A 12,322-nucleotide genomic window follows, 5' to 3' on the forward strand; every position below is an offset into this window, starting at 1 on the left:
GGGCGGCTGCTTTCGCAGGTGCAGCAGAGGCTAGGACAGAGCACCGCCCTGCCACAGTGCATCAAAGGGAGCGCCGGAGGACACCCGGTTCTTGATGCCAGCAGTCACGAAAGCCTTCGCGGTCCGTGCTGCTTCCAACGGCGTCGCGCCCTTCGCGAGTTCGGCGGTCACAGCTGCAGCAAGGGAGCAACCAGCACCGGACACAGCCACTTCGCCAACCTTCGGAGCGCGCAGGACTTCCAGCGTTTCGCCGTCGTAGTAAACGTCGACGGCGTCCGGGCCTTCCAGCCGCACCCCGCCCTTGGCGAGGACTGCTGCTCCGCTGATCTCGTGGATGCGGATCGCCGCGGCCTTGAGCGACTCTTCGTCGGTGATGGTGAGTCCGGATAGCGACTCGGCTTCGAAGTGGTTCGGAGTGACAAACGTTGCCAACGGCAGGATCTGGGCCTTGAGGGCCTGATCGGTGTCCAGGGCGTGGCCGGGCTCCTGGCCCTTGCAGATCAGGACAGGGTCCAGGACCACATGCTTGAAGGAGCCATCTGCCAATGCCTTTTCAACGGTGCTGATGGTTGCCGGGCTGCCGAGCATGCCGATCTTCACGGTGTCCAACACCGAAGGGGCGCCGGAAGCGGCACCATAGGCCGCCGTCGTGGCTTCCAATTGGTCCGCGATGACTTGCTGGTCCACCGGCACAAAGCGGTGGTTCCAGTTGTCCTTCGGGTTGAAGGAAACGATGCAGGTGAGGTTCGCGATGCCGAACACTCCGAGTTCCTGGAAGGTCTTGAGGTCGGCCTGCGCGCCGGCGCCACCGGTCGCTTCGGAACCGGCGATGGTCAGGGCGATGGCAGGGGCAACAGCTGAAGTCATGGTTTCCATTTTGCCAGTTGCCCGGCCGTACGCCGATTCCGGCCCGTGACTCACCCCGTACACTTCCCCGTGAGGCCTAGCCGTGCAGCGCCCTGTAGGCAGCTTCCGCGGCCGGATGCAGCGGGATACCCGCAGTGTTGATCAGGGTTTCCGGGCTGAGGAACTGCACGCCGGTGCTGGAGGTTGGAACCAGATCCTGAGCCTGGTCCACCAGCAACTCCACCGTCTGCCGAACAACATGATCGGCCAGGTCCCTGCGGCACAGGAGCAGGTTGGCAACGCCCACCGTCCACACAGCAGGCGCGTTCCCGTAGCTGTTGGCGGGGATCAGCACGCGGTCGTAGAAGAATCCCGACTGCGCCCGTGTCGCCGGGATGAGTTCGGAAATATCCAGCAGCCGAAGGCCAATGTCCTTAGCTGCGGCAGCGATGGGAGCGGTGGGCACCCCTCCGGATTGGATCATCATCTCAATCGAACCGTCCTGCAGCGAGGCCAGCGCCTGGTTCAAGCCGAGGTTCACTTGCTTCACGGTGCGGGGTGGTTCAGAAAGTCCCGCCGCTGTGATGATCCGTCCTGCGGTCAGGGTGGTCCCTGAGCCCACTTCACCTACGCCCGCAGTCTTCCCGGCGAGGTCTGCGAGGGTCCGGATCCCGCTGTCCTCGCGCACGATGCAGTGGACATAGTTCTGGTACACCTTTCCCAGCGCCACAAGGTCGCCGGGCTGCGCGGGATTTCCGGCGGGCGCTGCTGCCTGCGCTGCGGCATCGGCCAGCGCGACGGCGAAGGTCGCCTTGTCGGACACAACCCGCTGAATGTTCTCAAGGCTCCCGCCGGTGGTCAGCGCGACGGCATTTGCGGCCACGCCCTCCCGTTGCAGCAAGGCCGCGAGCAGGGTGGCAAACTCCAGGTAGAAGCCGCCGGACTCGCCCCCGGCAACCGTAAGTTCTTTGGGCTGTTCTTCCGGCGTGCAGGCGGTGGTCGACGCGAGCGAGCTGCCGCCCAGGCCGATCGCGACGGCGCCTTTGAGGACACTCCGCCGGGAGAACGCGAGGGAATCAGGCATGCGTGTCCTCCTCCGGTTTCGCGAACTCGAGGCGTGCCGTCAGGCCGTGGGGCTCGCGCGGCTCAAGGATGAGCCGTCCGCCGTTGGCCTGCGCCAGCCGCTCCACGATGGTCATGCCCAAGCCGTTACCGGGGATCTTGCCATGCTGCGGCGCCCGCCAAAACCTGGTGGTTGACGCGGCGAGTTGATCGGGCGGGAGGCCCGGGCCGTCGTCGGAAATCTCGACGGCGGTTCCTCCTTGCGTCGCTTGGGTCGCCACCGCGATGTGGGAACCGGGGGCGTATTTCATGGCGTTGGTGAGGAGTTCGCCCACCATGTGCGCGAGTTCGTCGGGGTCGCACACGATGTGGCTTTCGGACGCAGGGCCCTCCAGCGTCAGCTGGGTTCCGGCATGTCGGGCAGCCGGTGCCGCCCGCTCGACTTCGCCCTGCAGGACCGGGTAGGGATCGATGACTGCCAGGCGCTTGTGCTCGGCATGCTCCATGCGGGAAGACCCTTCGGAGGCGCGGTGTTCAGCCGCAGCGAGCTTCAGCACGCCGTCGAGCATTTCCTCCACCCGCTCAAGTTCCGCAACGACGCCGTCAGCCGCCTCCTTCTCCGGTTCTGAGCGTAGAGCCAGCTGCAGCAAATCGATGCGCAAGCGCAGCGCGCCAACAGGGTTCCGGAGCTGGTGCGAGGTATCGGCGATGAGCCGGCGTTGGGACTCCATGCTTTCCGTCACGGTGTCGGCCATGGCCGTGAAGGAACGGCTCAATGCGCGAAGTTCCGGCGGGCCCGCCTCCGGGAGCTGGCTGGTTTTACCGGTTGTTTCCAGTTCGTGGACAGCCTTGCTCAGCCTGTGGACCGGGCGAAGGACCCAGCCGGTGATGCGCGAGGCCGCCAGCAGGAGCAGCGCACCCAGCGCCATTGCGGCAAGCACCACCACGAGCCAGCGCTCCCGTAGCTTCTGCCGGGCAGCGTCGAGGTCCACTTCAAGGACCACCTCGCCGAGTACCTGGCTGGCGGTGCCGAAGGACCGGGAAATGATGTCCGTGCCGGACCCGAAGGCACGGATGGGGTTGAGTGTGGTGTCGCTGAGGTTGAGGCTCGCCCTGTTCAACGCGTCCCGGGCCTCGGGCCGGTCCTCGCTGAGACCGCCGGAATGGAGGGTGTTCTGTTGGAGTCGGATCAGGATTCCTTCCCCATAAAGCTCGGAGTATCGGTCCATTTCCCGCTGGAGTTGGGTGGTGTCGCTATCCTCCGCGGCATCGCTGGCCAGTTGCGCGAAGCGGTTGAGGGCTGCCACGCGGTTGATCTGCAGTTCCTGGGTAAGCTCCCGGCTGGCCGAGGTCAGGATCACGCTGGACACCGTCACCACGATGATCACCACCAGCAGGCTCAGGATGCCGAGGACCCGGACTTTCATGGTTGCTCGACACGATAGCCGACGCCGCGGACATTGATGATGAATCCGGGAAGCTGCAGCTTGGACCTTAGCCCCGTCAGGTGCACGTCCAATGACCGCGAGTGGGACAGGAACGCGTCGCCCCACAGCGCGTCCAGGATCTGTTCCCGAGTGACCACCGAGCCGGCGTTCCTGACCAGAAGGCTGAGGAGGTCGAACTCCGTGGCGGTCAGGGCCAGTTGCCGTTCCCCGACGGCGGCCACGCGGCGATCGAGGTCCACCTCAAGATCTCCAAGGACGATGTTGTGCGGGGTTTGATGGCCGGACCGGTTGGTTCGCCGCGTCACAGCTTCGATCCTGGCGAGCAATTCCACAAGCTTCACGGGTTTGACCAGGTAGTCATCGGCCCCGGATCGAAGGCCCAGGACCACGCTTCGCTCGTCATCGCGGGCCGTCAGGATCAGGATGGGGATCTGCGTGACCTGCCGGAGTTTCCTCAGGACTTCCAGGCCGTCCAGATCCGGAAGGCCAAGGTCCAGCAGGATGACCTCGTGCTGCCGGTGGGCCAAAAGCGCATCCTCGCCGCGGGAGACCCGGGTGTGCTTGTGCCCGGCGGAGGCGACGGCTGCACTCAAGGCCGACGCCATGGCGTCGTCATCCTCGACGATGAGCACGTGCACGGGCTGGGTCCTTTGCTTCGCTACGGGCTGGTTCGCTTCGCTGGTTCGCTACTAGAGCTTAACGTTGTGAGGCCCGCTCTGCGCCCTTCGGAGTATCCAAAGTGCGCAGAACGGGCCTCACAAGGCAGGCAGGTCAGGCGTTGACGCGATCCTTCGTGCCGTCGTCGTCGGTTTCCTTTGCAGAGACCTTGGCGACGAAAGCGTTGCCCTGCTCCGCGTCCAAGTGCGTGGGCTTCTTGTTCTTCAGCGCGAAGATGTACACCAGCAGCGAGATGAAAATGGCAGCCGTGACGTAGGTGAAGAACATATCCACCTGGCCCGACTTCTGCAGCGCAGCACCAATCAGCGGGACGGTGCCGCCGAACAGCGAGTTGGCAATCGCGTAACCGAGTCCGACTCCGAGCGCACGGATGGATGCCGGGAACAGTTCAGCCTTCACCAGCGCGTTGATGGAGGTGTAACCACCCACCATCAGCAAACCGCCGAACATCAGGAGGAACGCCACAAACGGATCCTTGGTTCCAGCAAGCGCGGAGAGCAGCGGCCAGGTGAACAGCACGCCAGTCACGCCAAACCAGATCAGCAGCGGCTTCCGGCCGATCTTGTCCGAGAGCATGCCATACACAGGCTGCAGCAGCATGAAGATGAACAGTGCCCAGAAGTTGATGACGGAGGTGTCGGTCTTGGCGATGCCGGACGTATCGTTCATGAACTTCAGGATGAAGTTGGTATACGTGTAGAACGCCACGGTGCCGCCCAGGGTGATGCCGATGCAGATCAGCAGCGGCTTCCAGTGCTTGGTGAACAGCAGCTTCATGGTGCCAGGCTGCGCTTCACCCTCAACCTTGACGTGTGCAGCGCGGAGTTGGTCCGCGGAAAGAGTCTCTTCCATGGAGCGGCGAAGCCAGAGAACAACCAACGCAGCGACGCCACCCAAGGCGAACGGAATGCGCCAACCCCACGCCGTCAGGTCTTCCTTGCTCATGGTGTTCTGCAGGATCACCAGCACCAGGAGGGCCAGCATCTGCCCGCCGATCAGCGTCACGTACTGGAAGCTGGAGAAGAAGCCGCGGCGTTTGGCCGTTGCAGCCTCGGACATGTAAGTAGCGCTGGTACCGTACTCGCCACCCACAGAGAAGCCCTGGATCATGCGGATAAACACCAGCAGGATCAGAGCCCAGAGGCCGATGACGTCCTGCGTTGGCAGGATCGCGATGGCGAAAGAGCCCGCAGACATCATGGTCACACTGAGTGTCAGCGCAGCTTTGCGGCCCTTGCGGTCGGCGTAACGGCCGAAGAACCAGCTGCCGATGGGACGCATGAGGAACGACGTCGAGAAGACCGCCATCGCCTCGAGCCCGGCCTGAAGGTCATCCGAAGAGTTGAAGAAGTGCGACTGGAAATACGCCGCAAAAGCGGTATAGACGTAAACGTCGAACCACTCCACGAGGTTGCCGGCGGAGCCCTTAAGGATGTTGCTCACGGCCTTGCGTGTCTGGGCGGCTTCGCTCAGAGGTGCAGCTTGTTGGGTGCTCATCAATGAACCTTCCTGGACGGCAGCGTTTTGCAGCGGCCGTGTCTTGCATGAGTTCGTTCTGTCCATGAAGCGGGTGCTCATGGCGTCCTTGCGCATGGCTCTTCGTCGACTAAGAAAGGCCCTCCAAGGTGAAGAGGACATGTTCCAAACTATGGGTGATGCACGGCACAGCCCTAGTCAGCGGGGGATTTCCTAACACTTCCTTAGGTTTCGGCTAGCGTTTGCTGCCGGCACGGACTCACGCTCTCTCATATCCCTCGGCGAACTACTCGCTGAGCGCGCCGGCGTCGTTGATGCGCACGAGCTTCCACGCGTCCCTCTCTCACGTCCCTCGGGTTTGCGCGCGTCCCTCTCTCACATCCCTCGGCGAACTACTCGCTGAGCGCGCCGGCGTCGTTGATGCGCACGAGCTTCCACGCGGCGAGTCGGCCAATACCAGCGGCCAAGGCAATCGACGACGAGAAAAGTAGCGGACCCGACGCTGAAAATCCGCCAAACGGCGCACACATGAGCAAACCCCCGGCGATAAACGCGGCAACGTGAAGCCACTGATTCCGGACTCGCCGCAGGGCCAAACCGAGAAGTGACCCTACTGCTGCGCCTATGGCCCACACCGGGAGCAAGCTGTAAAGGAAGACAATGATGGCCCATCCCGGTGCTTGGATGCCCCATAAAGCGCAGAATGTCAGATGCGCTACGGCAATTCCCATAGCCAGCCCCTTGCCGCCGAGCACCACCCGGTCCTTCGGACCGTAACGCCAACCAGCGGACGGGCTCCGCGTCGCCGACGAGTACTCATCCTCGTCAGTCCATGGTTCTTGACTCATGGCTACCTTCCTAAATGATGTGGAAGAGCGTCGGGCTGAAACCCGAGGGATGTGAGCGAGCGTCCGGCTGAAGGGGCGGTTATGTGAGAGAGGGTGCATGGCGTGCGCTGGCGATCTGGTTGAGGGCGCCGGTAAGACAGGGGTGCTCAAACGAGAAGCCGGCGTCGAGCAGTTTCCGGGGTTCTACCCATCTGCTCTTGAGGACCAACTCGGTCTGCGTCCGGATCAGGACGGCTCCGGCCTCGAGTAGCCAGGCCGGTGTCGGAATACCAAACGGCACACCCATGCTTTGCCGGACCAGTGACATCAGTTCGCGGTTGTCTACGGGGTAGGGTGTCGCCGCATTCACCGGACCAGTGAGCTCACCATGCTCGTGGATAAACATCACCGAGCGGAACAAATCCTCCACATGGATCCAGCTGAACTTCTGCGTACCCGGTCCCATGTGCCCGCCCAATCCGAGGCGGGCGAGATTCCGGAACGGACCCATTACGCCACCGCCAGGCCCCAGTACAATCGCAATGCGCAGAGGCACCTTACGGGTATCAGGCACATCGGCCGCAGCCAACTCGTCCTCCCAAGCGCAGGCCACGTCCACGGAGAACCCATGGCCCAGTTCGCCTGAGGCCTCAGTCTGCGGGTGGTCTTCAGCATGCCGGTAGATGGTGCCTGTACTTGAGTTGATCCACGTCCTGGGAGGTTCGGCGCAGGCAGCAACAGCCCGGCCCAACGTCCGTGTGGTCAGAACCCGGGAGTCCAGAATCTCCCGCCGATGCCGTTCGTCATAGCGGCAATTCACGGACCGTCCGGCGAGGTTCACCAGCAGTTCGGCGCCATCCAGCGCCGTGGTGATGGCGCCGTCGTCGTTCCACTGCGCGTCAGCTGAAGCATCACGCCCAACGGTCCGGACCTGCCAGCCCTCCTCAAGAAACCGCCGCTTGAAGTAGCTGCCAATAAAGCCGCTCGCACCCGCGAGCACCACGGTCCGCGGCTTCACGAGTCTTCCTTGACGCTGCGCACGAGTCCCAGGGCGTCGTCGAAAACCTTGCTCACGCCGGGAATCTTCGCCAGCGACAAACCGCGCGCCACCAGCGGAGCCGCCCCGTCGATCAGCTTGCGCGTACGGCGTTGGCCCTCGGATCGGTCGTAAACCCAGAACAGCGCGACGCCCATGTGCGCCAGCCATAGCAGCTCGGGCAGGTCACGGCGCAGCTTCTTCGCGACGGCGGGCGAGGCACCTTCGACGGCGGACCGGAAGATGGCGAGCGAAGCCTCACGGGCGGCGGTGGACGCCTCGCCGAACGGGTTGACGGGCGACGACGGCCGGATCGCCGTCGCAATGAAATCGGAACCGAACTGGTGGTACGGCGCCATGACGTCGACGCCGGTATGCAGCACTGCTTTCAGGCGGCCCACGAGATCCTGAACCCCTTCGAGGGCATGCGCCGCGACCACCGCATGTTCATCCTGGACCTGGATGTACAGCTCCTGCACGAGATCGTCTTTGGAAGCGAAGTAGTAGTAAGCGTTCCCCACCGACACCCCGGCTTCCTGCGCAATGGCGCGCATGGTGGTCTTTTCGAAGCCGACCTCGCGAAACATCTTCAGTGCGACGTCGGCCACCAGTTGGCGGGTCTGTTCACTCTTTGCGGCCATGCCATGCTCCTCACAGAATGTTTTGAACGTGTTCAAGAATGAGTATGCCACGAGTTCTGAACGTGTTCAAAAAAGGGATGTGAAAGAGGGATTGGTTCAAGCACGCGGGATGTGAGAGAGGGACTGGTTCAAGCACGCGGGAAGTGAGAGAGGGTTTGGGGGAAGGGGTGGGACAATGGAACCGGTGCCGGGCCGGATGCCCCACCAACCACAGTGCTAATACAGCGGGGCGCCTCAGCCAGGCAGCCTGCGCGAACCACTAAGAAATGGATGACCCATGCCCTCGCCCTCAGGCTCCAGTACCTTGAGTAAGCCCGCGCCGCGCTTCGCGTCGATCGGCTCCCCGTATTTCGGCATCATGTTGGCCATCATGGCCGTGGTGCTGATCCTGTCCAACATTGGTGCTTCCAAGGGCGTTGTGCTCGGACCGATCATCACGGACGGCGGGTTCTTCCTGTTCCCGATTGCCTACATCCTGGGCGACGTCATGAGCGAGGTCTACGGCTTCAAGGTGGCGCGCAAGGCGATCATCACCTCGTTCGCGCTCTCGGTGTTCGCCTCGCTCTGCTACTGGATCATCATCGTGCTGCCCGGCTTCAATGACGAGTACGGCACCAGCAAGCAAGCGGCCATTGAAGGCGCACTTGGACCCGTGCCGCAGATTGTCCTCGCCTCGCTGTTGGCCTTCCTTGCGGGGCAGACCATCAACTCCTGGATCCTGGTGAAGATGAAGGCCCGCACGGGTGAGAAGTCCCTCTGGGCACGCCTGATGGGTTCGTCAGTGGTGGGCGAATTTGTGGACACCCTGATCTTCTGCAGCATCGCAGCATCGGTCATTGGCATCACGGATGCGGGCTCGTTCCTGAACTACGTCCTTGTTGGTTTCGTGTACAAGACCGCCGTGGAGTTCCTGTTCGTCCCGGTCACCGTGCTGGTTGTCGGCTGGATCAAGAAGCGCGAGCCCAGCTACGGGGTAGTCGCCGCGTAGGCCCCCGCGCAACTGGCCGAGTTCGCCGGAAGCGTGTGAGTTCGCCGGAAGTTTCCGCACGCTCACGCACGCTTCCGGCGATCTCGGCGCGAGAAGCACCTACGAGTAGTACCGGCCCAGCGTCTCCGCCTTGAACTCGAAGAAGTCCCCGGACTCGATGGCTAGGCGTGCGTCGTCCACCATCTTCACCACGAAGCGCTCGTTGTGGATGGAGATCAGCGTTGCCGAGAGCATTTCCTTGGCCTTGAACAGGTGGTGGATGTAGGCGCGCGAGTAGTTCACACACGTGTAGCAGTCGCAGCCATCCTGTAACGGCCCGAAATCGGTTTTATAGCGAGCTCCGGACAAGTTGAATCGGCCAAACGGAGTGTAGAACGCGGAATTACGGGCCACACGCGTGGGGGAGACGCAGTCGAACGTGTCGGCGCCGTTCTCAATCGCAGTAAAGATGTCGTCCGGCTCAGAGATCCCCAGGAGGTGCCGGGGCTTGTCCTCGGGCAGTTCCTCGTTGCACCACCGCACAATGGTGCCCAGGTTTTCCTTCTCCAGCGCCCCGCCGATCCCGTAACCATCAAACGGCATGGCGCCGAGGTCCTGGCAGGCTTTGCGGCGCAGGTCCTCATACTGCGCGCCCTGGATGACGCCGAACAATGCCTGGTAGGGCTTGCCCGCGCGGGAAGAAGTCAACGAAGCGTGCTCCTCCAGGCAGCGAAGCGCCCACAACCGCGTCCGTTCCAGCGACTCCTCCTGATAGGCCCGCGAGTTCTGCAGCGTGGTCAGCTCGTCGAAGGCGAACATGATGTCCGCGCCGATCTGGTGCTGGACCTGCATGGAGATCTCGGGGGAGAAGCGGTGCCTGTCCCCGTTGAGGTGCGATTTGAACCAGACACCGTCGTCGTCAATGTGTGCGAGCCGTTCCTTGCCCGGAGCCACTGCGTCATCCGGCCCGGAGCTGTCCACGTTCTTCATGTCGATGACCTTCTTAAACCCCGAGCCCAGGCTCATCACCTGGAATCCACCGGAATCGGTGAAGGTTGGCCCGGACCAGTTCATGAAGGCGCCCAGTCCACCCGCGGCATCGAGGATCTCCGGCCCGGGTTGCAGGTAGAGGTGGTACGCGTTGGCCAGCACGGCCTGGGCACCGAGCTCGGCGATGGACTCGGGCAGCACTGCTTTCACGGTGGCTTTGGTCCCGACGGCGATGAACGCGGGCGTCTGGATGGTTCCGTGCGGTGTGGTGATGGTTCCGGTCCGGCCAAGGAAAGCGCCGCCGTTGGCGTCTACCTGAGCGTCCGACGGCGGGCACGTTTCGGTAAGGCGCTTGCCCACCGAGAAGGAGAACTCCGATTGCCGGGCAGCCAAGTCAGGCAGAGCAGGAGTAGGGGAGGGCACAGACGCGGAAGCAGGAAGGGAAGCTGGCACGCTACCAAGTGTGCCAGCTTTACCGGGAGTAACCTGTTCAGGAAACCCTAGGACCCGCTGTTCTCAGCCTTCCAGTTGTCCCACGAGGACCTGATATCGGCCAAGGTGTGGGCCCCCAAATCGTAGGTTGAGGCAATCACCATGGACCCGCCGTCGGGCCTTTTCTCCGGGATGGGCAGCTGCTCAGCCACAATCAGCAGCCCTTCGCCATGCTCGGCGTAGCTGTGGACGGTGAGGCCAACCTGGTGCCGGCTCTTGAACCAGACTTTGCCGGAGATCTTCTCGCCCGTGGAAAGTGTGAGCGAATACTCTTCGCCGACGGGCGGCAAATCCCCGAGCCCCAGCTTCTCAATGGCTGGACCGCCTTTGCCGGAGACGGAGACGAAGTGCGTCCGCCGGTGCCCGTGCGGGTGACGCTCCAGCGCGAAGCGCAGTTGATGAAGGAACGTGAGCCAACCCTGGGTGATGTCCTCGTCCCAGTCGGCCCACTCGGAGTCGTGGTCCAGGGCAACCCTGGTAATTCTGACTTCCGTACCGCCGGAAACGGGGTGGAGTTCAAAGACATCGCCGCCGTTAACGGTCAGGCTCGTATGATCGGGTCCTTCCACGACGTCCGTGTTGAAGTAGATCTGTTTGATTTCGTCGCTGAGGTCGTCAGCTTCCCAGCCGTGCCATTGAGCGACCAGGGACGGTTCACGCAGCATTGTCCAAACCTGCTGCGCGTCGGCATTAATCACAACGCTCAGATTGTTCGTCATGGCCCCGAATCTACCGCCGTTGGCGCCCACATAACAGGTCTTGATCTTCCGGAAATAAACCGAACGGGGAATCCTATGCGCGCACCGATTCCAGTTCATTGCCGATCCGACGCGCCAGCTCTTCTTCGCCAATGGTCTTCGAACCGCCGTGGGCACGCAGGAACATCAGCGCTTCGAGGCGAAGGAACCGCCATTCGCGCTCGGCTTCGTGGTTGCCGTTGTCGATCGCGCGGAAGATTTCCTTGTCATAAAGGTTGGGTTCGTTGAGCGAGCGCTGGCGGACCCGCGCATTGATCCGGGCCTTGAACGGATCCTCTTCCTGGGACTCGGGGGAGCGCAGCAGTTTCTCGTAGACCGCGGCACGTTCGGCTTGACCGGCTTCGCGGCAGATGAAGCTGGACAGCGCCAGCGCCCTTTCGATCGATGCCCAGCGGTCCAGGTTGCCGTCGAAGGGCAGCACATTGAGCAGATCGGCCACAGCCAGCGCGTGGTCCGGGTCCCGCAGCACAATGCACAGATCGAAGGCGAGATCACTGAGGTCCCGGAGGCAGCTCCCGGACTTGGTGTTGATGCCCTTCGCGAGCCGTTCCGACAACACCTGCACGCCGTTCTTGCCCTTGTGGTCGGCAGCAGCCGCGCGCACAACAGCTTCCGGGGTGCCGTCCGGCTCGGGGATGAGTGCCAGTTCTTCGGCGCTGGGTCCGGTATGCGCCGGGGGTGTCTCCGGGCGGGGAGGCACGACGACGGCGGGTCCGGCGGGAGCCTCGGCGTCGGGTTCGGCGGAGGTGCTGGAGTCAGGCGCATCACCAGAGCCGGTCGCATCACCAGAACCCGGCGCATCACCAGAGCCCACAGGAACCCCCTCGCCCACAGGAACACTGGACCCGACAGCGATCCGCACCGCGCCGCCGTCGACCATTGTCACCAGCAGCAGGGCTGCCACGCCGTAGTCGTCGTTCTGCACCTCGATGGTGCTGATTTCCTCGGCCGGCCCGTCACCGGGTGGGAACACAAAATCTCCGGGCTGCAGGTCCCCAGCCTGCTTTTCTGTGTACTGCTGTGTGGCTGGGCTGTGAGTCATCGGAAGTCCTTTGGTTCTCGTGGGGTCCGCCGTCCAGTCTACAAAGACCGGCTGGCGCG

Annotated in this window: 12 protein-coding genes; 1 reads left to right on the forward strand and 11 read right to left on the reverse strand. The window is 63.0% G+C overall.

Going from position 1 to position 12,322, the window contains the following annotated elements; translation table 11 throughout:
• Nucleotides 1–30: 30 nt before the first annotated feature.
• The 8 genes from CQ020_RS16190 to CQ020_RS16225 form a co-directional block, all read right to left on the reverse strand.
• Nucleotides 31–867 carry a PfkB family carbohydrate kinase gene (locus tag CQ020_RS16190; RefSeq protein ID WP_024819511.1) on the reverse strand — a complete coding sequence of 279 codons (837 nt, stop codon included), beginning with the start codon at nt 865–867 and terminating at the stop codon, nt 31–33.
• 76 nt (nt 868–943) lie between these two features.
• The gene (locus tag CQ020_RS16195; protein WP_105692779.1) at nt 944–1,930 is read right to left on the reverse strand and encodes a TAXI family TRAP transporter solute-binding subunit; all 987 of its coding nucleotides are present in this window, start codon (nt 1,928–1,930) and stop codon (nt 944–946) included.
• Nucleotides 1,923–3,335 (reverse strand): HAMP domain-containing sensor histidine kinase, encoded by a 1,413-nt coding sequence (locus CQ020_RS16200; protein ID WP_105692780.1) that lies wholly within the window; start codon nt 3,333–3,335, stop codon nt 1,923–1,925. The genes CQ020_RS16195 and CQ020_RS16200 overlap by 8 nt, the downstream gene beginning before the upstream one ends.
• A complete protein-coding gene (locus CQ020_RS16205; protein ID WP_105692781.1) occupies nt 3,332–3,994 on the reverse strand; it encodes a response regulator transcription factor in 663 nt (220 codons plus the stop codon). Before CQ020_RS16205 ends, CQ020_RS16200 begins: the two co-directional genes overlap by 4 nt.
• 133 nt (nt 3,995–4,127) lie before the next feature.
• A complete protein-coding gene (locus CQ020_RS16210) occupies nt 4,128–5,531 on the reverse strand; it encodes an MFS transporter (protein ID WP_105692807.1) in 1,404 nt (467 codons plus the stop codon).
• Between the two features lie 371 nt (nt 5,532–5,902).
• On the reverse strand, nt 5,903–6,358 hold the full coding sequence (locus CQ020_RS16215; RefSeq protein ID WP_105692782.1) for a hypothetical protein: 456 nt from the start codon (nt 6,356–6,358) through the stop codon (nt 5,903–5,905).
• Nucleotides 6,359–6,437: 79 nt separating this feature from the next.
• The gene (locus CQ020_RS16220) at nt 6,438–7,355 is read right to left on the reverse strand and encodes a TIGR01777 family oxidoreductase (protein ID WP_105692783.1); all 918 of its coding nucleotides are present in this window, start codon (nt 7,353–7,355) and stop codon (nt 6,438–6,440) included.
• Nucleotides 7,352–8,014, reverse strand: a complete 663-nt coding sequence (locus CQ020_RS16225; protein ID WP_105692784.1) for a TetR family transcriptional regulator — start codon at nt 8,012–8,014, stop codon at nt 7,352–7,354. Before CQ020_RS16225 ends, CQ020_RS16220 begins: the two co-directional genes overlap by 4 nt.
• 277 nt (nt 8,015–8,291) lie before the next feature.
• Between CQ020_RS16225 and CQ020_RS16230 the strand changes: the two genes are divergently transcribed.
• Nucleotides 8,292–9,002 (forward strand): queuosine precursor transporter, encoded by a 711-nt coding sequence (locus tag CQ020_RS16230; RefSeq protein WP_105692785.1) that lies wholly within the window; start codon nt 8,292–8,294, stop codon nt 9,000–9,002.
• 99 nt (nt 9,003–9,101) lie between these two features.
• Here the strand turns inward: CQ020_RS16230 and tgt are convergent, their stop codons facing one another.
• From tgt to CQ020_RS16245, 3 genes are all read right to left on the reverse strand, one after another.
• On the reverse strand, nt 9,102–10,373 hold the full coding sequence (tgt, locus tag CQ020_RS16235; RefSeq protein ID WP_181151913.1) for a tRNA guanosine(34) transglycosylase Tgt: 1,272 nt from the start codon (nt 10,371–10,373) through the stop codon (nt 9,102–9,104).
• A gap of 98 nt (nt 10,374–10,471) precedes the next feature.
• A complete protein-coding gene (locus tag CQ020_RS16240; RefSeq protein ID WP_105692808.1) occupies nt 10,472–11,182 on the reverse strand; it encodes an SRPBCC domain-containing protein in 711 nt (236 codons plus the stop codon).
• Between the two features lie 73 nt (nt 11,183–11,255).
• Nucleotides 11,256–12,263: a DUF6707 family protein gene (locus tag CQ020_RS16245; RefSeq protein ID WP_105692787.1), complete on the reverse strand. Its 1,008-nt coding sequence runs from the start codon at nt 12,261–12,263 to the stop codon at nt 11,256–11,258.
• Between the last annotated feature and the right edge of the window lie 59 nt (nt 12,264–12,322).

The organism is Arthrobacter sp. MYb23 (assembly GCF_002979775.1).
Classification (GTDB): domain Bacteria; phylum Actinomycetota; class Actinomycetes; order Actinomycetales; family Micrococcaceae; genus Arthrobacter.

Coding starts and splice junctions, on each gene's coding strand:
- CQ020_RS16190 (WP_024819511.1), bottom strand. CDS start 867: ATGACTTCAGCTGTTGCCCCTGCCATCGCCCTGACCATCGCCGGTTCC.
- CQ020_RS16195 (WP_105692779.1), bottom strand. CDS start 1,930: ATGCCTGATTCCCTCGCGTTCTCCCGGCGGAGTGTCCTCAAAGGCGCC.
- CQ020_RS16200 (WP_105692780.1), bottom strand. CDS start 3,335: ATGAAAGTCCGGGTCCTCGGCATCCTGAGCCTGCTGGTGGTGATCATC.
- CQ020_RS16210 (WP_105692807.1), bottom strand. CDS start 5,531: ATGAGCACCCAACAAGCTGCACCTCTGAGCGAAGCCGCCCAGACACGC.
- CQ020_RS16215 (WP_105692782.1), bottom strand. CDS start 6,358: ATGAGTCAAGAACCATGGACTGACGAGGATGAGTACTCGTCGGCGACG.
- CQ020_RS16225 (WP_105692784.1), bottom strand. CDS start 8,014: ATGGCCGCAAAGAGTGAACAGACCCGCCAACTGGTGGCCGACGTCGCA.
- CQ020_RS16230 (WP_105692785.1), top strand. CDS start 8,292: ATGCCCTCGCCCTCAGGCTCCAGTACCTTGAGTAAGCCCGCGCCGCGC.
- CQ020_RS16240 (WP_105692808.1), bottom strand. CDS start 11,182: ATGACGAACAATCTGAGCGTTGTGATTAATGCCGACGCGCAGCAGGTT.
- CQ020_RS16245 (WP_105692787.1), bottom strand. CDS start 12,263: ATGACTCACAGCCCAGCCACACAGCAGTACACAGAAAAGCAGGCTGGG.